18 protein-coding genes are annotated in these 20,189 nt (G+C 71.9%); 6 read left to right on the top strand and 12 right to left on the bottom strand.

Annotation, left to right across the window (positions count from 1 at the left end):
• The 5 genes from ACWEOZ_RS29975 to ACWEOZ_RS29955 all read right to left on the bottom strand — a co-directional run.
• Nucleotides 1–738: nucleotide sugar dehydrogenase (locus ACWEOZ_RS29975; RefSeq protein ID WP_451914006.1), on the bottom strand; the 738-nt coding region annotated here is incomplete at its 3' end.
• Nucleotides 735–2,291 carry a glycosyltransferase family 39 protein gene (locus ACWEOZ_RS29970; protein ID WP_451914005.1) on the bottom strand — a complete coding sequence of 519 codons (1,557 nt, stop codon included), beginning with the start codon at nucleotides 2,289–2,291 and terminating at the stop codon, nucleotides 735–737. The genes ACWEOZ_RS29975 and ACWEOZ_RS29970, both read right to left, overlap by 4 nt.
• Nucleotides 2,292–2,298: 7 nt before the next feature.
• Nucleotides 2,299–4,380 (bottom strand): acyltransferase family protein, encoded by a 2,082-nt coding sequence (locus ACWEOZ_RS29965; protein WP_451914004.1) that lies wholly within the window; start codon nucleotides 4,378–4,380, stop codon nucleotides 2,299–2,301.
• Nucleotides 4,377–5,957: a glycosyltransferase family 2 protein gene (locus ACWEOZ_RS29960; protein WP_451914003.1), complete on the bottom strand. Its 1,581-nt coding sequence runs from the start codon at nucleotides 5,955–5,957 to the stop codon at nucleotides 4,377–4,379. Before ACWEOZ_RS29960 ends, ACWEOZ_RS29965 begins: the two co-directional genes overlap by 4 nt.
• A gap of 310 nt (nucleotides 5,958–6,267) precedes the next feature.
• Nucleotides 6,268–6,876, bottom strand: coding sequence for a dienelactone hydrolase family protein (locus tag ACWEOZ_RS29955; RefSeq protein WP_451914002.1), 609 nt, complete (start codon nucleotides 6,874–6,876; stop codon nucleotides 6,268–6,270).
• Nucleotides 6,877–6,922: 46 nt separating this feature from the next.
• Between ACWEOZ_RS29955 and ACWEOZ_RS29950 the strand changes: the two genes are divergently transcribed.
• Nucleotides 6,923–7,507 (top strand): ArsR/SmtB family transcription factor, encoded by a 585-nt coding sequence (locus tag ACWEOZ_RS29950; RefSeq protein ID WP_451914001.1) that lies wholly within the window; start codon nucleotides 6,923–6,925, stop codon nucleotides 7,505–7,507.
• 95 nt (nucleotides 7,508–7,602) lie between these two features.
• On the top strand, nucleotides 7,603–8,586 hold the full coding sequence (locus tag ACWEOZ_RS29945) for a trypsin-like serine peptidase (RefSeq protein WP_451914000.1): 984 nt from the start codon (nucleotides 7,603–7,605) through the stop codon (nucleotides 8,584–8,586).
• On the opposite strand, the gene ACWEOZ_RS29940 is transcribed toward ACWEOZ_RS29945, so the two are convergent.
• The 3 genes from ACWEOZ_RS29940 to ACWEOZ_RS29930 form a co-directional block, all read right to left on the bottom strand.
• Nucleotides 8,587–9,297 carry a hypothetical protein gene (locus ACWEOZ_RS29940; RefSeq protein ID WP_451913999.1) on the bottom strand — a complete coding sequence of 237 codons (711 nt, stop codon included), beginning with the start codon at nucleotides 9,295–9,297 and terminating at the stop codon, nucleotides 8,587–8,589.
• A gap of 50 nt (nucleotides 9,298–9,347) precedes the next feature.
• The gene (locus ACWEOZ_RS29935; RefSeq protein ID WP_451913998.1) at nucleotides 9,348–9,953 is read right to left on the bottom strand and encodes a helix-turn-helix domain-containing protein; all 606 of its coding nucleotides are present in this window, start codon (nucleotides 9,951–9,953) and stop codon (nucleotides 9,348–9,350) included.
• Nucleotides 9,954–10,153: 200 nt separating this feature from the next.
• On the bottom strand, nucleotides 10,154–12,169 hold the full coding sequence (locus tag ACWEOZ_RS29930; protein WP_451913997.1) for an ATP-binding protein: 2,016 nt from the start codon (nucleotides 12,167–12,169) through the stop codon (nucleotides 10,154–10,156).
• 101 nt (nucleotides 12,170–12,270) lie between these two features.
• Here ACWEOZ_RS29930 and ACWEOZ_RS29925 point away from each other — a divergent pair, with 101 nt between their 5' ends.
• Nucleotides 12,271–12,702, top strand: a complete 432-nt coding sequence (locus ACWEOZ_RS29925; RefSeq protein ID WP_451913996.1) for a TetR/AcrR family transcriptional regulator — start codon at nucleotides 12,271–12,273, stop codon at nucleotides 12,700–12,702.
• 5 nt (nucleotides 12,703–12,707) lie between these two features.
• Here ACWEOZ_RS29925 and ACWEOZ_RS29920 read toward each other — a convergent pair whose 3' ends face one another.
• Both ACWEOZ_RS29920 and ACWEOZ_RS29915 read right to left on the bottom strand, forming a co-directional pair.
• Nucleotides 12,708–15,014 (bottom strand): glycoside hydrolase family 65 protein, encoded by a 2,307-nt coding sequence (locus ACWEOZ_RS29920; RefSeq protein ID WP_451913995.1) that lies wholly within the window; start codon nucleotides 15,012–15,014, stop codon nucleotides 12,708–12,710.
• Nucleotides 15,007–15,879 carry a PfkB family carbohydrate kinase gene (locus ACWEOZ_RS29915; protein ID WP_451913994.1) on the bottom strand — a complete coding sequence of 291 codons (873 nt, stop codon included), beginning with the start codon at nucleotides 15,877–15,879 and terminating at the stop codon, nucleotides 15,007–15,009. The genes ACWEOZ_RS29920 and ACWEOZ_RS29915 overlap by 8 nt, the downstream gene beginning before the upstream one ends.
• A gap of 132 nt (nucleotides 15,880–16,011) precedes the next feature.
• Here ACWEOZ_RS29915 and ACWEOZ_RS29910 point away from each other — a divergent pair, with 132 nt between their 5' ends.
• Nucleotides 16,012–17,016, top strand: coding sequence for an NAD-dependent epimerase/dehydratase family protein (locus tag ACWEOZ_RS29910; RefSeq protein WP_451913993.1), 1,005 nt, complete (start codon nucleotides 16,012–16,014; stop codon nucleotides 17,014–17,016).
• An 11-nt stretch (nucleotides 17,017–17,027) separates the two neighbouring features.
• Here the strand turns inward: ACWEOZ_RS29910 and ACWEOZ_RS29905 are convergent, their stop codons facing one another.
• A complete protein-coding gene (locus tag ACWEOZ_RS29905; RefSeq protein WP_451913992.1) occupies nucleotides 17,028–17,594 on the bottom strand; it encodes a hemerythrin domain-containing protein in 567 nt (188 codons plus the stop codon).
• Nucleotides 17,595–17,713: 119 nt separating this feature from the next.
• On the opposite strand from ACWEOZ_RS29905, the gene ACWEOZ_RS29900 reads away from it, so the two are divergent.
• Nucleotides 17,714–18,265, top strand: a complete 552-nt coding sequence (locus tag ACWEOZ_RS29900) for a pyridoxamine 5'-phosphate oxidase family protein (RefSeq protein ID WP_451913991.1) — start codon at nucleotides 17,714–17,716, stop codon at nucleotides 18,263–18,265.
• 17 nt (nucleotides 18,266–18,282) lie between these two features.
• Nucleotides 18,283–19,533 carry an MFS transporter gene (locus ACWEOZ_RS29895; RefSeq protein WP_451913990.1) on the top strand — a complete coding sequence of 417 codons (1,251 nt, stop codon included), beginning with the start codon at nucleotides 18,283–18,285 and terminating at the stop codon, nucleotides 19,531–19,533.
• Between the two features lie 7 nt (nucleotides 19,534–19,540).
• Here the strand turns inward: ACWEOZ_RS29895 and lexA are convergent, their stop codons facing one another.
• The gene (lexA, locus tag ACWEOZ_RS29890; protein ID WP_451913989.1) at nucleotides 19,541–20,185 is read right to left on the bottom strand and encodes a transcriptional repressor LexA; all 645 of its coding nucleotides are present in this window, start codon (nucleotides 20,183–20,185) and stop codon (nucleotides 19,541–19,543) included.
• Between the last annotated feature and the right edge of the window lie 4 nt (nucleotides 20,186–20,189).

Below are 20,189 nucleotides of genomic sequence, written 5' to 3'. Positions count from 1 at the left end.
CTCGGCCATCGCGTTGATGAAGCTGATCTTGGTGGCCAGGAACGCGTTCGCGGCCACCTTGACCAGCTCGGCGGTGGCGAAGTCGGTGACCACCACCGGCACCTCCCGGTCCTCCGCGGCGGCCAGCTCGAGGATGCCCCGGTGCGCGGCGTGCAGCATGTCGTCGGCCCACTCCGACCGCAGGCCGGCGACGATCCGGCTGGGCCGCAGCACGTCCTGCACGGCGAAGCCCTCCTGCAGGAACTCCGGCGACCAGGCCACCTCGATCCCCAGGCCGGCGTCCGTGTGCTCGGCCACCAGCCGCTCCACCCATTCCGCGGTGCCGACCGGGACGGTGGACTTGCCGACGATCAGGGCCCGGCGGGTCAGGTGCCGGGCCAGTCCGGTGACCGCCGTCTCGACGTACGACAGGTCGGCGCCCATGCCGCCCACCCGCTGCGGCGTGCCGACACAGATGAAATGCACGTCGCCGAAGTCGGCGGTCTCCTGGTACGACGTGGTGAAGCGCAGGCGCCCGGCGGCGAGGTTGCGCCGCAGCAGCTCGTCGAGACCCGGCTCGTGGAACGGCACCGCCCCGGCCGACAGGGTGGCGATGCGGGCCGCGTCGACGTCGAAACCGAGCACCTCGTAGCCCAGCTCGGCGAAGCAGACGGCGTAGGTGGCACCGAGATAGCCGGTGCCGGCGAAGGTCAGCCGCGGTCGCTCCATCAGTTCTTCCTTCCTCGGGTACGGCGTCATCGCGGGTCCTTGCGGTCCAGCACGAAGATCCGGATCTGCTCGAAGCTGCGGTACTCGCTCAGGGTGTACGCCGTGAGCAGGAAACCCTGGGTCGGACCGGGCATGCCGTCCATCGGGTCGAGGTTGGCCGCTGTCGTCGACACCAGCCAGATCCGCCGGGTGTCGCCGACGCACGGCCCCGGGTCGGTGCACTCGTGGGCGCCGAAGGTGCCGTTCTCCTCCGAGGTGCGATCGACCAGCACGTCCCGCAGCACGCCGAGGCGCCGCGCCTCGTAGTCGAAGGCCCGGCGGCCGTTGCGGGTCGTACCGGCGTAGGCGATGCCGTCACCGGGCTCGGCCACCGTGGCCAGGGCAGCCGCCGCGCTGCGGTAATCGGGCTCGCCGTAGACCGGACTGTGCCGGGCCGCTCGCTGTCCCGGTCCGCTGACGAGCAGCACCGCGGCCACCACCAGCAGGCCACTCAGCGACAGCAGCCCGGGTGACCCGGCCCGGCGGGTGAACCGGGCCAGGGAGAAGCCCAGGGCGCCGGCCAGCAGCGCCCACGCCGGGACGGTGAAGAGCAGGTAGCGGTGCAGGAAGAGATGCAGCACCGGGAAGGTGACGTAGCAGAAGAGCGGCGGGAACAGCGCCCAGCTCAGCAGCAGGACCACCGGTCCCCGGTGGCGCGACCAGAGCAGCGCCGCCGCCGGCAGCGCCGCCACGCACACCACGAGCGCGACCTGCCAGGAGCCGAAGATCCGCTCGGGCAGGCTGGTCACCGCCGCGGCGTCGACCTTGATCCAGGCGATGACGCTCGACTGTTGCGAACCCTTGGCCGCCAGCGGCAGCGCGGCGGTCACCGCGATGAACGCCCCGGCGAACCAGCGCAGCAACCGCAGCTCACCGCTGACCCGGAAGGCCCGCCACAGGAACAGGGCGTGGGCCGGCAGCACGGTCAGGGTCACGATGTGCACGAGCCCGGCCAGGACGAGCCCGACGCCGTACCAGATCCACCGCCGCCAGGTCGGCCGCTCCATCGCCCGCAGCAGCAGCAACGTCGCCAGGGTGGCGAAGCCGATCGCGAACGCGTACGGGCGGGCCTCCTGGCCGTAGCGTGTCGCCGCGGGCAGGCCGGCGACGATCAGCCCGGCGATCAGGCCGGCCCCCGTGTCGAACAACCGGCGGCCCAGCACCGCGACCAGCGCCGCGGTGGCGGCCATGGCGAGCGCGGACGGTAGCCGCAGGCTGGTCTCCGAATCGCCGAAGACGTCGATCCAGAAATGCAGGACCAGATAGTACGGCGCCACGACGGCGTCCACGTTGGCCAGCAGCTTCCCCAGGTCCCGGAAGCTGAGGGTGGCGGCGTACCAGCTGGCGTACTCGTCGTTCCACATGCTCCGGGAGCCGATGCCGGCCACCGACAGGGTGAGCGCGAGCAGGGCCGGCGGCAGCGCCAGGGCCACCGTGCTCAGGACGGACCAGCTCCGCACCAGGGGCGGCGGTACGTGCCCGTCCGGTCGGCGCTGTCCGATGATCCGGGGTGCGGCGGGGGACAACAGTTGCGCGTCGGTCATCGCTTCCTCATTCGGCCAGTGCCTCGTCCAGGACGCCCGCGAGCTGCTTCGCGTACACGGACGTCAGGTGGTTGTCGTCGCGGTAGACGACGGTGCCGCCGATGACGGCGGGGCAGATCCTGGGCGTGCAGAACCAGGCGGTGGAGTCGACGACCCGTCCGCCGTGGGCCTGCACCAGAGCCCGGACGATCCGTTGCCGGGGCAGGAACAGGGACCGGAACACGTCGAGATGGCACTCGTTGACGGCGTTCCGGTGGGTCGCCAGGCACCGCGGTACGTCGTAGTGCGTGACCGGCGTGTCCGGGATGACGACCGGCAGCGCCCCGGCCCGCTTGATCCGGGTGACCGTGGCGGCCCAGGCCGAGGCCCAGTCCTGGTCGGGACCGGCGCTGGCTTCGACGTCCAGCGGGCCGCCCTCGCGGTTGCGGGCGGACATGACCACCACGGCCGGTCGCAACTGCTCGATCCGGTCCAGGGCCCGCAGCCGCCACTGGTCGCATTCCGCGTACGGAACAGTGGTGCCGAGTTTGTTGACCTTGCCGAGGGCCGGTCCGCAGTCGGTCTTCGTGAAGACGACGAGCCGCCAGCCCCGCTTGCGCGCGATGGTGTCGACGGCGTCGAACCACTGCTGGGCGTGCGAGTCACCGAAGAGCACCATGACCTGGCTGCCGGTCACGACGCCGTGCCGCTCGCAGCCCCGGCCGATGTTGTCGGAGACGAACCGGCTCGCGGGCGGCACCAGGCATCCGCCGTCCCGGGGCGAACTCGCCGCCGCCCGCGCGAGGGCAGGCGTCAGGTCGCGGGGCAGGACCGTCGGGATGATGCTGTCGCGGATGATCTTCTGCAGCTGTGGGACGGTGGCCGTGCCCGAGGCCAGCACGTCGGCGGGCTTGCGGGCGGCCGCCGTACCCGGGGTCCGCGTGCTCGAAAGGTGCGGGGCAGCCAGCGCGACGGCTACGGTCGCCGCAGTCAGCGCGGCGCCCAGGGCGAGCGCCCGGCCGGGGCGCAGCCGCAGGCCGCGGTGCCGGTGGATGCGGTTCTCCACGGCGGCGACCGACATGGCCGCCGGCACCAGCGCCGCGACCACCACGGCCACCTCGGCCGCGGTCGTCAGCGGGCGGCCCAGCACGTACGGGGCCAGGACCAGCAGCGGCCAGTGCCACAGGTACCAGCTGAACGAGACCCGCCCGAGCTCCTGCACCGGCTTGAGCCGCAGCAGCCGCCGGGCACCCCAGGACGGGCGGGCGCAGCCGCCGGCGATCACCAGTCCGGCCCCGAGCACCGCCGGTACGGCGTCCCCCAGCGCGACAGCGGCGGCCACGGTTCCCAGGCCCAGCCAGGTGAGCACGGCGGCGAGCGGGGCCGGGAGAGCCGAGAGCCGCCGCGTGCCCATGGCGATCAGAGCGCCGGCACCGAACTCCCAGAAGCGGGCCGGCAGGCCGTGGACGGTCCACGCGTTCGCCGCCGGCTCCAGCCAGAGTGCCAGCGAGGCGGCGCTCAGCACCGTCAGCAGGAGGGCGGCCGACAGCACGCTGGGGCGGCCACGGCGGGCCCAGGCCAGCGCGGCCACGACGAGCAGCAACGGCACCACCAGCGAGAACTGCACCAGCAGGGACAGCGGCCAGAAATGCTGCAACGGCGACACGTCGACCGGCCCGATGCCCTGGGTCGCCAGCCGCACGTTCATGGTGGCGGTTGCGGCAGCTACGGCGTCCCAGGAGACCATTGCGCGGTCCGTGGGCGGCATCCAGTGCCAGGCCGCGCCGAGAGAGCCGAGCACCACCACGGTCGCGGCCGGCACCATCCGGGTCGTCCGCCGGGCGTAGAACCGGAGCAGCGACAGCCGGCCGTCCTGCCGCAGCTCCCGGAACGCCCCGGCGGTGAGCACGAAGCCGGAGATCACGAAGAAGAGGTCGATGCCGACCCCGCCGCCGCTCAGGCCGGCCACGCTGACATGACAGCCGACCAGCAGCAGGACGGCGAGCGCGCGCAGGCCCTGCACGTCACGCCGGAAGACCGGCGGATCAAGTGCCGGCACCGGCCGGGCCGCCGGACGGGCCCGTTCGAGCAGTCCCGCGGTGCCGGTCATGACGCCACGACCGGGGCGCAGGCGGGCATCGGGCGGGCACCCGGGATCAGCGGATCGGCGTCCGGCGCGCTCGGGTGCCGTTGCGGGGTCGCCCGTCCGCCGAGCAGCAACGGCCAGACGAAGTACAGCATCGGGCCGGCGAACAACACCGTCGCCCAGAGCCGGTCCAGGCCGTAGTGCATGATCCCGAGCACGATCCCGGACCAGGTGAGCAGCTGGGCGGCGATGAGCCAGACCCGCAGCAGGCGCAGCACCCGCTTGGCGGTCGACGTGCGCTTGGCGGCGCCGGTCGGCACCCAGGCGGCGGTACGGCCGCGCAGGAAGTCGGCCAGGGCCAGGGCGTGGCAGAAGCCGATGAGCATCTGGACCCGTACGACGGCCGGTGACCAGCGGTAGTCGGTGACCCGGGGCATCAGGGTCGACCACACGAAGATGGTGCCGATCAGCGGCAGATAGTTGAGCGGCCGGATCTGATCGGGGAAGAACCACAACATCAGGAAGCCCGGCAGCTGACTGGTGAAGGCCGCGACGGCGGTGGTGATGTAGTAGAGGAAGCCGGTCCAGAAACAGAGCTTCTGCTTGACGGTGAGCGCCGAGCGGTGGAAGTCCGGATCGGCCAGCAGGCTCATGCTGCCGGTGCACCAGCGGTACTGCTGGTTGGCGAAGCCGTCGAAGTTGTCCGGGCAGACGCCCTTGGCCAGATTCACCGGCACATAACGCGTCCGGAAGCCGGCCTTGGCCATGTTCACTCCGGTGTGGACGTCCTCGCTGTGCCCGATCTGCGCGAAGCCGCCCGACGCCCGCAGCGCGCTGCGGCGGTAAACGGCATTCGTGCCGACACAGATGGCCGCGTCGACCGCGTCGCGGGCCGGCTGAATCCAGCGGTAGAACATCTCCTGGGTCGCGCCGGCCGAGCGCTGCAGCCAATTGAAGTGATCCTGCTGGACGTCGAAGAATTGCGGCGACTGGACGATCCCGACGGCCGGGTCGTCGAAGTACGGCGCCAGTTCGCGGGTCATGTCGGCGCGCGGGGCGAAATCGGCGTCGAAGACATGAATGAGATCGCCGGTCGAGTTCTCGTATCCGTGGCGCAGGTTTCCGGCCTTCTTCAACTCGCCGCGGTTGGGCCGGGAAAGGTAACGGAAGCCGTACTGCGCGGCGAGTCCGGCGACCGCGTCGCGGCCCGAGTCGTCGAGGACGTGGACGGTGAGCAGGCCCGGCCAGTCCAGGGCGGCGACGTGTCGGTAGGTGTTGTCCAGGACGGCGAGCGATTCACCGGCGGACGGCAGGAAGACATCGACCGAGGGATACGCCGCCGGCCGGTACTCCGCCACCAGGGCTTCGTGCTCGGCGCGGGTGCTGCGGCGCTTGCGGGTGCTCGACAGCAGGCTGATCAGCACGGCCACGACCTGAAGGGCGATCAGCTCGTAGAGCAGGCTGGTCCACATCGAGTTGGCCGCCAGCCGGGTCAGGCCGAACATGACACCGGCGAAGGCCAGCAGGAACACGCAGAAGATCCAGCGGCCCTGGCGTCCGTAATAGAGATATTTCTCGTGATCGTCCGGCGGCAGTGGCACGTACTCCACCACTGTCCGGGCAGAGCTGCCGGCCCGCGGATCTCTCTGTTGCCGAGTTTGTGCGACTACCACCGATGAAGGCCTTCCGTATGTGATGACGGAGCCGACTCGGGGATAGAGCCATCGAACGACCGACGACCGCAGCTGAGCCGGCGGTTGTCAGTCGATCACCCGGAAACAGAGCCTGAATGCATTTTCGCCGACGTTCACCGGACCCGTACGGGTTAATCCGATCGGTCGGAGATAAAGGAAAGCGTGATGCTGGTGATGTACATCACAACAACGACTGTCCGTTGTGTTCAACAATTTGTCAGCTCAGCCGGTCGAGAAACTCCACCGAGCGGCGTACCACCAGCGCCGTCGCGTCGGCGTCGGAGGACGGCAGCGAGCTGTCGGTGAACAGATGCCGGTCGCCGGGGTAGAGGAACAGCTCCGCCAGCTCGGGCCCGGCCGCCGCGACCAGCTCGCGGGCGGCGTCGAGGTCACCCTCCAGCGCGAAGATCGGGTCCTGCTCCATGCCGTGGATCTGCACCGGCACGCCCGCCGGCCAGGGCCCGAAGGACCATTCTCCGCTGATCGGCACGCAGCTCTCGTAGAGCAGGGCGCCGCGGGCGCCGGGCCGGGTCTGGGCGTAGCGCTGGGCCTGAGCCCCGCCCCAGGAGAAGCCGGCGTACACCAGGGGCCCGGCCAGCTTGGCCACCGCCCGGTCGGCGCGTTCGTTCAGGAGCTGCTCACCGGCGCCCCGGACGTACGCGACGCCCTCCTCGACGCTCGCCGGCCGCTCGCCGTCGAACAGCTCGGGGGTGTGCACGGTGTGCCCACCGGCCCGCAGGTGCTCGGCGAACGCGAGCACCCCGTCGGTCAGACCTTGCACGTGGTGGAACAGCACGACGCCGGCCATCTCTACACTTCCCCTCATCGGACGACAGTGGTCGAATGATCCACGATAGTAGAACGGTCGAACTTTGTCGGTCAATGAGCAGATCCCCGACTACGACCTCGACGAGATGGTCGTGGTCACCGCCCCCGCGCAGCTCCGCGCCCTGGCCGACCCGCTGCGCAGCACCCTGCTGGAGCTGGTGCTCGAGCGGGCCGCGACGGTCACCGAGCTGGCCCAGGCGGTCAGCCGCCCCAAGGGCACGGTCGCGTACCACGTGAATCTGCTGGTCGACGCCGGGTTGCTCCGGGTGGTCCGGACGCGGCGGGTGCGGGCCATCGAGGAGCGCTACTACGGCCGGATCGCGCGGACCTACTACATCGGCGCGCTGAACCGGCCCGAGGACAAGAAGGTCGTCGCCGCGATCAACGGGCTGGCCGAGGCGGCGGCCGAGGCCGTCCCGGCCCACGAGGCCGACGAGCTGCGGTGCCTGCTCGTGCACGCCCGCATCCCGATGGAGGAGGTCCGCAACTTCTGGGCCGAGGTCCAGGAGGTGGCCCGCCGCTTCGCCCAGCTCCCGCGCTCGGGTGACCAGGCGTACGGCTTCGTCGCCGGGCTGTATCCCACCGACGCCCCGACCCTGCCGGACGCGCGTTCCACCACGAAGGACTGATCATTCCCTTTTAGACCGTTCTGCGGGCATTCGCCGCCGTAAGGTGGCCGATTGCCGGGCGCGCGAGGTGCTCCGGCGATCCGAGGGAGTGACGCATGACCCGTCTGGCCGTACCGCTCGCTGTGCTGTTGGTTCTGGGGGTGGGTGCCGGACCGGCCCACGCCGCGGCGGTGAGCCCGTCGAGCGAACCCGTCGAATCAGCCGCGCTGATCAACGGGCGGGTGGTCCGCGACGCCGCGACCGCGCAACGGCTCATCGACGCCTACTGGACGCCGGAACGGATGCGGACGGCCATCGCGGTCCCCGACCCGCGCGTCATCGAGGACCCGGCGCTGGAGCAGCGCGACCGGCCGGGCAACATCGGGCGCCCGCAGACCGCGGTGCGGCCGGCCGGGCCGTCGGCCGCCGGCGGCACCAGGAGTACGGGCCGGGCGGTCAACCCCTCGGCCGGCGTCGGCAAGGTGTTCTTCACCAAGTCCGACGGCAAGAACTACGTCTGCTCCGGCAGCACGCTGAACAACGAGACCGGCAACCTGGTCTCCACCGCCGCGCACTGCATCCACGGCGGCAAGGGCGGCGTCAACCACGAGAACTGGATGTACGCGCCGCTCTACGCCGCCGGCAAGACCCCGTACGGCAAGTTCGCGGCGAAGTGGTTCCACGCCACCAAGGGCTGGACCCAGCACAGCTACCACTGGTGGGACTTCGCGTTCGTCAACGTGTGGCCGCTCGCCGGTGTGCGCCTGGTCGACAAGACCGGTGGCAACGGCATCAGCTTCAACCAGAGCAAGTCCATTCCGGTGACCGTGCTGGCGTACCCGTCGGCGGCGCCGTACGACGGAACGAAGCAGGTCTCCTGCGTGACCAGCCTGCACTGGGCGGCCGCCGCGCAGGTCAAGGTCTTCTGCGGGCTCACCCCGGGGGCCAGCGGTGGTCCGGTGTTCCAGAACTTCGACCCCACCATCGGCTTCGGCCTCACCAACACGGTGGTCGCCTACGTCTGGAAGAACCGTAACTACGGGCCGTACTTCGACAGCGACGTGCTGACCGTCTTCAACCGGGCCCGCAACAAGACCTGATCAGGCGAGCAGCGACTCCCGCATCGTCCGGCCCGGGTTGAAGGCGCCGGCGATGCGGTGCTCGGTGGGGGCGTACACGTCGACGGTGTTGTTGCGGCGCATCAGCTCCCGGACCGGCGGCGGCAGCGGCGGAGGCTCGTCCGGCAGGGCCGCGCGCAGATCCCGGGCGGTCGCGATCAGCCGGTCGGCGAGCGTGGCCCCGTCCACATCGACCCGTACCCGGCCGTACTCCCAGCCGGCCACGGTCAGGTCGAGCACCTCGAACACGTGCGCCAGCAGCGGCTCGGGGTCGGTCACGCGTACGGTCCGCCGGGCCTGCGCCCCGACCACCGTGACCGCCGCGGCGACCTGGACGTACGGGTGCAGCCCACCCGGCAGCTCGAACAGCGACCACCGCAGCTCCGGCCCGGCCGTCTGCCACAACGGCCGGTAGTTGCGGCGATCCACCGCGAACCCCCGGCCGGTACGCCGGTAGAGCGCACCGGCCTGGGCGAACAGATCCCCGTAGGCGGCGTCGGCGAACTCACCGAGGATGCGGACCGCCACGATCAGCCCGTCGTCCCCGGTCAGCAGCCCGGCCACCGCCTCGGCCTGCGCACCGAAGGGCGCGGGCACATGCGCGCCGAACCGCTGCCGGACGTCGCGCAGCAGCGCCTCCTGCCGGGCGGGATCCTGCTCGACCCGCCGCTTGCCCAGCTGGAACCACCGCATGTCGCCTCGTCTCCGCAGTCACCTGACGAACGCGGCAATGCTAGTGGAGCTCACTCCCCGGCCCGGGCCGAGCGGGGCCTGGCGCGCACATGGATGCGTTCACCCTGCCGGCCGAGGATGCTGAGGATCTCGACGGGATGCGCCCCCGCGCTGCCGAACCAGTGCGGCATCCGGGTGTCGAACTCGGCCGCCTCGCCGGCCGGCAACACGATGTCGTGATCGGCCAGCACCAGGCGCAACTCCCCGGACAGGACATAGAGCCATTCGTAGCCCTCGTGCACCCGTACGTCGGGCTCGGTCTGCTCCGCGGGGATGATCACTTTCCAGGCCTGCAACGAGCCGGCCTGCCGGGTCAGCGGCAGGACTGTACGGCCGTTCGCCTTGCGCGGCACCAGGCGTACCCGCGGGTCACCGGGGCTGGGTGCGCCGATGAGCTCGTCCAGCGGCACCTGATGGGCCTGCGCGATGGGCAGCAGGAGCTCCAGGCTCGGGCGGCGCAGGCCGCTCTCCAGGCGGGACAGAGTGCTCTTGGAGATGCCCGTGGCCTCGGCCAGCGCCGCCAGGGTGACGTTGCGCTGTGTCCGCACGCGCCGCAGGCGGGGGCCGACCTGGGCCAGGGCCGCGGCAACCGCGGGCTGGTGATCCACGGTCCCCATTCGAACGGCATTTCCCGGAAATAGCAACAACAGTTGCCGTTCTCGTGGATCGGGGCGCAGCCTGGGCGCAGCTGGAACGACCACAGATCCCGAAGGAGCATCCACGATGTCCGAGAACTCGATGACCCGCCCGCCGGTACGGGTGGGCCCGCCGCCGCGCCATCACCTGGCCGTGATGATCTGACTGCGCACCCGCCTGCTCAGTCGCCGGAACTGACCGGACCCTGCTGCCGCGCTCGGGGGATCCGGACAGTGACGGTGGTTCCGGTGGGCCGGTTCGGGGCCAGCGTGATGGTCCCCTGGTGGCGTTCGACCAGGACCCGGCTCAGGGTCAGCCCCAGCCCGGCGCCGGGGATGCCGGCCTGGTGGGCGTTGCGGCCCCGGTAGAGGCTGCGGAACATGCTGGCCTGTTCGGCGACCGGGATGCCGGTGCCCCGGTCGGTGATGGTCAGCACGGCGAGGTCACCGTCGGCCGCCAGCGTGACGGTCACCGTGGAATCGTCGGGACTGAACTTCACGGCGTTGCTCAGCAGGCTGTCGACGACCTGGCGCAGCCGGCGCGGATCGCCGGGCACGGTCAGCCCGGCCGGTACGTGGACGTCGACGGTGATCCGGTGCTCCTGGGCCACCGGGGTGATCGCCGCCACGCCCGCCGTGGTGATCTCGGCCAGGTCGGCGTCGACGGTCGTCAGCCGGGCGTGGCCGGATTCGAGGGCAGCCAGGTCCAGCAGCCGTTCGATCAGGGTGTGCAGCCGGCCGTTGTTGCGTTCGATGACCTCGATGAGGTTCCGCACCTCGCCGATCGTGGTCTCGTCGGGTGACTCGGCGATCAGGTCGGTGTAGGCACTGATGGACGTCAGCGGCGTGCGCAGCTCGTGACCGACCAGCGCGATGTATTCGTCGGTGGCCGCGGCCAGGTGTACGGCCAGCTCCTCGGCGCGGCGCCGTTCGAGGTAGGCCCCGATGGTGCCGGCGATGCCCCGCAGCAGCACCGCGAGCGCGGGCTCGGGCTCCTGCGGGCTCCAGGAGAAGAACGTCAGGACCCCGTTGACCTGATCACCGCTGCGCAGCGGCACGGCGCCGGCGCCGCGGTACTCGGCGGCGGCGACAACCTGCGGCAGCAACGGGGAACCGGGGGCGTGGACGTCGGGCACCCACAGCAGGTCGCCGCTCTGCCAGCACAGGCCGGCCAGGCCCTCGCCACGGGCGATGGAGTCCGGCATCGGCATCGGCGTCGCGTCGTCGGCCAGGAACGCGGCGGCGGGGCGCAGCACGTCACCGGCCGGGTCGACCAGCCACAGCCGCAGGTAGGGCCAGCCGACTCCGGTGCCGACGGCCCGCAGCACCTCGTCGCCCAGGGTGACCGCGTCCGGGCTCCGCGACAGCACGTCGAGCACCTCGGCCGTGCAGTCCTGGAAGCGCCGCGCCCGATGCTCGGTGGTGACGTCGTGCACCGCGGCGACCGCCCCGGTGACGGCGCCGGTCGCGTCACGGATCGGCCGTGCGTTGATCGAGAGCCAGTGCTCCTGCTGGCCGGCGTCGCCGGCCAGCACGAGCGACCCGCGGACGTCTTCCCCGGCCAGGGCGCGCAGCAACGGCATTTCTTCGGTACGCAGCAGCGTGCCGTCGTGGTGGCGCAGCCGGGAACGCCGCGTCCACTGCTCCAGCGGCACCGGCCCGTCCGAGGCGCCGTCGCCGCAGAACAGCTCGCTCAGCCCCGGGCTGCGCACCGTCAGCCGGCCGTCGGCGTCGCAGGTGACCACCCCGACGTCGAGGCCCTCCAGCAGTGCCTCCATGAACGCTGTGTCGGGCGGGGCGGGCTGCCCGGCGGCGCTGCCGGCAGCCGGCCCGGCCTCCTCGCCCAACTGCCGGCGCAGGGCGGAGGTCAGCTCGTGGACGCTGAACGGCTTGGTCATGACCGTGGTGGCGCCCACCGAGGCCAGCTGCGGGTCGCTCGGGGGCAGATAGCCGGTGAGCACCATGATCGGGATGTCCGCGAAGGCGGGATCGTCGCGCAGCGTGCGGCACAACTGCAGGCCGTCCAGATGCGGCATGTCGATGTCGGTCACGACCAGATCGGGCCGGCACCGGGCCACCGCGGCCAGGCCGGCGCGTCCGTCGCCGACCACGGTGACGTCATGTCCGAGCCGCCGCACCACCTCGGCGACGAGCCGCTGATGATCAACGTTGTCCTCGGCCAGCACCACCAGAGCCATGCCTCATTCTATTCGGGCGAAAGCTCGTAAAGGTCTCTTTCTGGACTACTGCCCGGCCATGGCCGCGATCAACGGCAGCGGATCGAGGTCCCGGTCTGGTCATGCACTACTTCGGCTCGAAGGACGAGCTCTTCGCCCGGGCCGCGAGCCTCCCCGCCGACGAGCCGCCCGCCGGCAGTGCCGAGCAGCTGGCCGAGGCGTTGCTCGCCTCGCTGGCCGGGCGCCTGGACAGCGAGCCGGTGGGTTCCCTGGCCGTCCTGCGTTACATGCTGACCAATGCCGACGCCGCCGAGCGCTACCGGGCCGCCGGGGAGCCGCAGCTCAGTAAAATCAGCGCCGCGATTTCGGCCGCCGACGCCGACCTGCGCGCCGGCCTGCTCAGCGCAATCGTGCACGGCGTGATCATCGAGCGTTACCTGCTGCGCCTCGGCCGGCTCGCCGACGCCCCACCGGAGCAGATCGTCGACCTGCTCCGGCCGTGCTTCCAGCTGCTCGCCACGGCCCCTCCGCAGGATCCGCACCGGCCCGGATAGCCGCCTCAGGCCTCCAGGGCGTCGCGCCGGCGCTGCGGCGGGCGTGGTGACGGCGGCGCGGCCCGGTCCTCGCCGCGGGGGATCGGCCGGGTGACCGGGTCGCCGTCCACGGTCAGCGTCTCGCCGTGGTGGGTGATCTCCACCGGTGGTCCGCTCACCGCGTACGTCGCCTCGGCCGGGGTCACCGTGACCCGCAGGCTGCTCTCGCGCCAGCGCAACCGGAAGCACAGCCGGGGCAGGTACTCCGGCAGCCGCGGGGCGAAGCTCAGCCGGCCGCCGTGGTCGCGCAGCCCACCGAAGCCCATCACCAGCGCGATCCACGAGCCCGCGCACGCCGCGATGTGCAGGCCGTCGCCGCTGGACTCGCCGCCGGCCCGCAGGTCGAGCAGTGCCGCCTCGGCCAGGTAGTCGTGGGCCAGCTCCAGGTGCCCGGTCTCGGCGGCCAGCACCGCCTGCGCGGGCGCGGACAGCGACGAGTCGCGGACCGTACGGGCCTCGTAGTAGGCGAAGTTGCGGGCCTTCTCCTCGGCGGTGAACGCGTCCCCGCGCTGCGCCATGGCGAGCACCAGGTCGGCCTGCTTGCTGACCTGCTTGCGGTACAGGTCCAGGTACGGGAAGTGCAGCATCAGCGGGTAGTCGTCGTCCTTGGTCTGGGCGAAGTCCCACTCCTGCAGCTTGGTGAAGCCCGCCGCCTGCTCGTGCACCTGCCGCACCTCGGACCAGGGCAGGTGCAGGTTGTCCGCGACCTCGCGCCAGGCGGCCAGCTCGTCGGCGCCGACGTCCAGGTCGTGCGCCTGCGACGGGAAACGGGCACAGGCATCGGCCGCGCCGCGCAGGTTGTGCCGGGCCATCAGGTTGGTGAAGACGTTGTCGTCCATCAGCGCCGTGTACTCGTCCGGGCCGGTGACCCCGGCGATGTGCCACTCGCCGTCGTCGGCCAGGTGCGCCACCCGGCACCACAGCCGGGCGGTCTCGACCAGGATCTCCAGACCGGGCCCGGCCAGGAGATCGTCGTCGCCGCTGGCCGCGGCATAGCGCAGCACGGCGTCGGCGATGTCGGCGTTGACATGCAGGGCGGCCGTACCGGCCGGCCAGTAGCCGGAGCACTCCGCGCCGCTGATCGTCCGCCACGGGTACGACGCGCCGGCCAGGCGTAGCTCCCGGGCCCGGTCCCGGGCGGTCTCGAGGGTGCCGTGCCGCCAGCGCAGAGCCAGCCCAACACAGGCCGGGTGGGTGTACGTCAGCACGGGCAGCACGAACGACTCGGTGTCCCACAGCGTGTGGCCGTCGTACCCGTTGCCGGTCAGGCCCTTGGCCGCGATCGGGTGCGGTCCCGCCTGGGCGCCGGCCTGCAACACGTGGAACAGGCCGAACCGGACGGCCTGCTGCACCTCGGGATCGCCGTCGAGCTCCACGTCCGCGGCCGCCCAGAACTCGTCCAGGTACTCCCGCTGGTCGGCCACCAGAGCGTCGAAACCGCGCGACCCCGCCGCATCGCGGTCCTGGCGGGCCCGCTCCGCGGAGGCCTGCGCGCCCCACGCGTACGCGAGGAACTTGTCCACCCGCAGGGTGCCCTCGCCGGTGATCGTGCAGCGGATCCGGTCCGGCTCGCTGGTCACCGTCTGCGCGCCGGTGGTGTGGTGGCTGACGGCCGCGGCGACCGCGAGGTCACTGCGCCGGGTGCGGTGTTCCAGGACGTCGTCGCTGTGCCGGACCGGCCGCAACGCGTTGTGCAGAGTGGTCGCGGCGCGCGGGTCGTCGCGCTGCTCCGGCTGCTCCTCGTTGGCCAGCAGGTCGGACTCGACCCGCAGCCGCACGCCGGGGCCGGCGGTCACCTCGTACCGGATCGCGGCCACCGACGGATGCGGGAAGGAGACCAGGCGGGTGCTGACGATCCGCACGGCGACGCCGGCCGGCGACACCCAGGCGACCTCGCGGCGCAGGGTGCCGGCCCGCAGGTCCAGCACGCGTTCGTGGGAGACCAGTTCACCGGTACGCACATCGAACGGCTCGCCGTCGACGGACAGCCCGATCGGTTTGCCGTTCGGCGCGTCCACGATGGTCTCGGACTGATCCGGGTAGCCGTACCCGGCCTCGGCGTGCTGGAGATCGCGCAGCTCGAAGAACGAGTTGAGGTAGGTGCCCGGCATGCCCCGGGGCTCGTTCTCGTCCAGGTTGCCCCGCAGTCCGATGTGCCCGTTGGCCAGTGCGAAGAGAGATTCGGCGTGACGCAGTCCGGCGGTGCTGAGCGAGTCCTCGGACAGCCCGGTCTCGCGGACGCACCAGGGCTCGGCCGCTGCGAGGTCAGCCACGGGCGGCCGTACCCGAAAGGTCCGGGCGGCCGCCGGCGTGCCCGACGGTGGCGCCCGAGGCCGCGGTCGCCCGCCGGGCGGCTTCCGGGTACGGATCACCGCGCAGCAGCGACGCGGTCAGCGCGGCGACGAACGCGTCCCCGCCGCCGGTGGTGTCGACCACCTTGTCGTCGGTGAGCGGGACATGCACGTCCCCGTCGGCCCAGACGAAGAGGTTGCCGTCGTCGACCGCGACCGCGATCAGCCGTGGTCCCTTCTCCAGCAGCTTGCGCGCCGCGTCCCGCATGTCCTCCGGCGGTACGCCGAGCAGCAGTTCCGCCTCCTTGTCGTCGGCGCGCACCACGTCGGCCCGGGCCAGCAGCGCGTCGTCCGAGGTCGCGCCGTCCAGCACCACCAGCCGGCCGGCCTCGTGCCCGATCCGCGCGGCGGCCGCGCACACGTCGGCGGGTTGCTGGAGCTGGACGAGCACCGCGTCCTGCTGCCGGATCGTGTCGGCCCGCTCCTCGACGTCGGCCACGGTGAGCAGCGGCAGGTGCTCGATGTAGCGGTACTCCGTACCGGAAAGAACCTCGACGATCAGCCCGGTCAGCACCCCGCTGCGCCGCACGACGGCGCCGACATCGATGCCGTCGTGCCTAGCCTGTGCCAGCAGGACGTCGCCGATGGCGTCGTCGCCGGCCACGGCGATCAGCGTCGGCCGCACCCCGAGCTGGGCCAGCCCGACCGCCTGGTTGGCGCCCTTGCCGCCCAGCTGCTCGCGCCGGTCGGTGGCGTCGGCGGAGGAGCCGGGCTCGGGAAGACCGTCGACGGACAGCACGAGATCCCGGGCGAGCTGACCGACCACGGCCACAGTTGGTGTCGTCACGGACCGTCTACTACCCGGAAGAACGTCCGTTGCACGAACCAGCCGCTGAGAGGCAGCTGACAATCCCGGCCCGCGTTACGCCGCCGGCGAACCGGCTTGTCGCCGGGTGACCCGCGCTGATCAGATCGGTCGATGGACATCCTCATCCTCGGCGGCACCCAGTTCCTCGGCCGGGAAGTCGCCCGGCAGGCCCTCGGCCGCGGCCACACCGTCAGCTGCCTGGCCCGGGGTCACAGCGGTGACCCGGCGCCCGGCGCCCGGCTGGTGGCGGCCGACCGGCGGGACCCGGCCTCCTACGACGAGGTACGGCAGCAGTCCTGGGACGCGGTCGTCGAGGTCTCCTGGCAGCCCGGCTTCGTGCGGGCAGCTCTCGGCGCGCTCGCCGCCCGGGCCGGCCACTGGACGTACGTGTCCTCCGGCAACGCCTACGCCACCTTCGACACCCCCGGGGCGGACGAGTCGTCACCGCTGCGGGAGCCCACCGACCAGGAGGAGGCCGGCCGGGAGCTCTACGGCGAAGCCAAGGTGGCCTGCGAGCAGGCGAGTGCCGCCGCGCTCGGCGACCGGCTGCTCATCGCCCGCTCCGGCCTGATCGGCGGCCCCGGCGACACCAGTGGCCGCTCCGGCGCCTGGGTGGCCCGCGCCGCCCGCGCCCCCGAGGAGCCCATGCTCGTCCCGGACACTCCGGACGTCCCTACCCAGGTCGTCGACGTCCGGGACCAGGCGGCCTGGATCCTCGACTGCGCCGAGCGCGGCACCGCGGGCGCCTACGACGTCGTCGGGCCCACGGTGCCGTTCGGCGAGTGGGTCGAGCTGTGCCGCCGGGCCGGCGGGCACACCGGGCCGGTGGTCCGCGTGCCGGGGGAGTGGCTCGTCGAGCGCGGGGTCGAGCAGTACATGGGCGTCGACTCGCTGGCCATGTGGCTCGTCGAGCCGGGCTGGGAGGGCTGGTCCACCCGTACCGGGGCAGCGGCCGTCGCCGCCGGCCTGCGCCACCGCGACCGGGCCGAGCTGATCACCGGCGTCCTCGCGTACGAGCGCGCCGAAGGGCTGGACCGGCCGCGGCGGGCCGGCCTCAGCCCTGAACGGGAACGCACCCTGCTCGCGGACTTCGCGGCGGCGTCACCACTGCCCTGACGCCGCCGGCCTCAGTCGGTGTTGCGGCCGGACAGCTTGTCCCGGAGCCGGTCGACCAGGCCGACGCCCGGGCCGACGAGCTTGTGGAACAGCTCGTTGTTGGGCGCGGCGGGGTGCGGGCGGGTCGGCGCGAGCTTCTTGGCCGTCTCGACCTTGCCGGCCAGCTCGACCAGCTCGTCGCCGGGGATCCGGCGCCGCAGCTCGGGGAACTGCTCGGTCTCCTCGTCCTGGATGTGGTCGGCCAGCAGCTCATCGAGTTCCTGGATCGCCGCGGTGAACTCGGCACTCGACGCGTCCGCTCCTTCGAGCTTCTTCAGGGCGCGTTCGATCTCCTTGTGCTCCTCGACGTCGTGCTCGACGGCCTTGTCGCCGTCGGGGAGGTGCTTGCGCATGGCCGGGTAGACGTACATCTCCTCGGCGACGGCGTGGCGCACGAGCTCGCTGATGGCGGTGTCGGCCAGGTCGCGCCGCCGCTCCGGATCGGTCGTGGACCGGATCTCGGCGAGCAGGGCGGTGACCTCGCGGTGGTCGCTGGTCAGGATGTCGACGACGTCGCCGGCGGGCGGGGTGCTGGACATGATTCCTCCGCGGGTGCTGGGCATGGTTGCGCCTGGCGGCTACCCCGGATGCCGGCGGTTTACTCCCGTTCCTCGGGCACGGCGAGCGGGCCGGCCGGTGGCTGGGGGAGCATGGCGGCATGAAGGTGCATGACAACATCGACAGCCGGCTGCGGGAGTTCATCGTCAGCCAGCCCATGTTCTTCGTGGCCACCGCGCCGACCGGTGCCGACGGCCACGTCAACGTCTCGCCGAAGGGCATGGCCGGCACCTTCGCGGTGCTCGGCGAGCTGCGGGTGGCGTACCTGGACTTCCTCGGCAGCGGGGCCGAGACCACCGCCCACCTGCGGGAGAACGGCCGGATCACGCTGATGTTCTGCGCGTTCGACGGCAAGCCCAACATCGTGCGCCTGTACGGCACCGGCCGGGTCGTCACGCCCACCGACCCGGGCTACGCGGAGCTGCTGGCCTCGTTCGCCGCCCCGCCGGACCTGCACGGACTGCGGTCCATCATCGACATCGAGGTGCACCGGGTCAGTGACTCGTGTGGTTACGCCGTGCCCCTGATGTCGTACGAGGGTGACCGTGACCTGCTGACCCGCTGGAGCTCCCGGCGCAGCGACGAGGAGCTGGCCGAGTACCGCCGGCGCAAGAACAAGGCGAGCATCGACGGCCTGCCCGCCTTCGACTGAAGTAGGGTTTCCGGCTTGTGGGCAGAGCAGCGGAGATCCTGGTGCCGGCGCGCCTCGGGACGGGCTTCCGCTGGCTGATCGCGTCGTCCTGGTCGACGAACCTCGGCGACGGTATCGCCACCGCGGCCGGCCCGTTGCTGCTGGCCTCGCTGACCCGCGACCCGTTCCTGATCTCGCTGGCCGCCATGCTGCGCTGGGCACCTCCGCTGGTGTTTGGCCTCTACGCGGGTGTGCTGGCCGACCGCCACGACCGCCGCCGGGTGGTGATGGCGGCGAACTCGGCGCGGGTCGCGGTGCTCGCCGCGCTCACCGTCACGCTGGTCACCGGTACCATCCCGGTCGCCGGGGCGCTGGTGGCGCTGGGCCTGCTCGCCACCGCGGAGGTGTTCGCCGACAACACCGTCACCACGCTGACGCCGATGCTGGTGCACCGCGACGATCTCGCCCTGGCCAACTCCCGGCTGCAGACCGGGCTGCTCACCCTGGACCAGCTGATCGGCCCGTCGATCGGGGCGGTGCTGTTCGCCGCCGGGGTGGGCTGGCCGTTCGCGGCCGAGCTCGTCCTGGTCACGGCGGGCGTGCTGCTGATCTCGAAAGTCGTGCTGCCGCCGCACGGCCGCTCCGCGGGCCGGAGCCGCGGCGACGTGCGCCGCGACATCGCCGAGGGCTTCCGGTGGGTGCTGCACAACCCGGCGGTGCGCACGCTGGTGCTGACCATCATGATCTTCAACGTCACCTTCGGTGCCGCCTGGTCGGTGCTGGTCCTGTACGCGACCGAGCGGCTGGGCCTCGGCGCGATCGGCTTCGGTGCGCTGACCACGGTCATGGCCCTGGGTGGCCTGCTCGGCACCGGGATCTACGGCCCGCTCACCCGCCGCGTGAGCCTGGGCAACGTCATGCGCGCGGGCCTCGTCCTCGAGACGCTCACCCACCTGGCCCTCGCCCTGACCACCTCGGCGCCCGTCGCGTTGCTGATCTTCTTCGTCTTCGGGGCGCACGCGTTCATCTGGCACACGACCTCGATCACCATCCGCCAGCGGGCCGTCCCGGTGCACCTGCAGGGCCGCGTCACCAGCGTCAACACCATCGGCCTGTACGGCGGGCTGGTGGTCGGTTCGGCCATCGGCGGCACCCTGGCCACCCACTACGGCGTGACGGCCCCGTTCTGGTTCGCGTTCGCCGGCTCGGCGGTCTTCGTCCTGCTCCTCTGGCGGGAGACCAGCAGGATCGCCCACGCCGACGACACGGTCGGCGCTGAGCCGTCGTGAGGCTGCCTCACACCCGGCGCAGCACTGAGACCACCTTGCCGAGGATCATCGCGCGGTCACCGTCGATGGCCTCGTACGCCGGGTTGCGGGGCTCCAGCAGCACGTGACCGCCCCGGCGGCGGAAGACCTTGACAGTGGCCTCCTCGTCGATCATCGCGGCGACGATGTCACCGTTGTAGGCCTCGCTCTGGCGCCGCACCACCACGATGTCCCCGTCGCAGATCGCCGCGTCGATCATCGAGTCGCCCCGTACCCGGAGGCAGTAGAGCTCGCCCCGGCCGACCAGCTCGCGCGGCAGCGTCAGGGTCTCGTCGAGGGTCTCCTCGGCGAGGATCGGGCTGCCGGCGGCGATGGACCCGACCAGCGGGAGGGTCACTGTCGTCGCGTCGCCCTCGGCCCGGGCCGGCGGCTCCAGGAACATGCGGACGTCGATCGGGCGGGTCGTGGCGCCACCCCGGCGCAGGAAGTCACGTTCTTCGAGGATGCGCAGGTGCCGGCTGACCGACGACGTCGAGGCCAGCCCGACCGCGTCGGCGATCTCGCGGGTCGACGGCGAGTAGCCGTACCGGGTCGCCCAGTCCCGGATGACGGACAGGATCGCCCGCTGCCGATCAGTGAGCGTGGACGTGTCGAGGTCCTCAGCCAGTAGCACCTCA

It is taken from the genome of Actinoplanes sp. NPDC004185, assembly GCF_053603475.1.
The sequence above is the reverse complement of the archived record's forward strand: the minus strand, read 5'-3'. Positions and strand labels throughout refer to the sequence as shown.

Coding starts and splice junctions, on each gene's coding strand:
- ACWEOZ_RS29965 (WP_451914004.1), bottom strand. CDS start 4,380: ATGACCGGCACCGCGGGACTGCTCGAACGGGCCCGTCCGGCGGCCCGG.
- ACWEOZ_RS29910 (WP_451913993.1), top strand. CDS start 16,012: ATGGACATCCTCATCCTCGGCGGCACCCAGTTCCTCGGCCGGGAAGTC.
- ACWEOZ_RS29970 (WP_451914005.1), bottom strand. CDS start 2,291: ATGACCGACGCGCAACTGTTGTCCCCCGCCGCACCCCGGATCATCGGA.
- ACWEOZ_RS29935 (WP_451913998.1), bottom strand. CDS start 9,953: ATGGGGACCGTGGATCACCAGCCCGCGGTTGCCGCGGCCCTGGCCCAG.
- ACWEOZ_RS29925 (WP_451913996.1), top strand. CDS start 12,271: ATGCACTACTTCGGCTCGAAGGACGAGCTCTTCGCCCGGGCCGCGAGC.
- ACWEOZ_RS29905 (WP_451913992.1), bottom strand. CDS start 17,594: ATGTCCAGCACCCCGCCCGCCGGCGACGTCGTCGACATCCTGACCAGC.
- ACWEOZ_RS29945 (WP_451914000.1), top strand. CDS start 7,603: ATGACCCGTCTGGCCGTACCGCTCGCTGTGCTGTTGGTTCTGGGGGTG.
- ACWEOZ_RS29955 (WP_451914002.1), bottom strand. CDS start 6,876: ATGAGGGGAAGTGTAGAGATGGCCGGCGTCGTGCTGTTCCACCACGTG.
- ACWEOZ_RS29940 (WP_451913999.1), bottom strand. CDS start 9,297: ATGCGGTGGTTCCAGCTGGGCAAGCGGCGGGTCGAGCAGGATCCCGCC.
- ACWEOZ_RS29930 (WP_451913997.1), bottom strand. CDS start 12,169: ATGGCTCTGGTGGTGCTGGCCGAGGACAACGTTGATCATCAGCGGCTC.
- ACWEOZ_RS29900 (WP_451913991.1), top strand. CDS start 17,714: ATGAAGGTGCATGACAACATCGACAGCCGGCTGCGGGAGTTCATCGTC.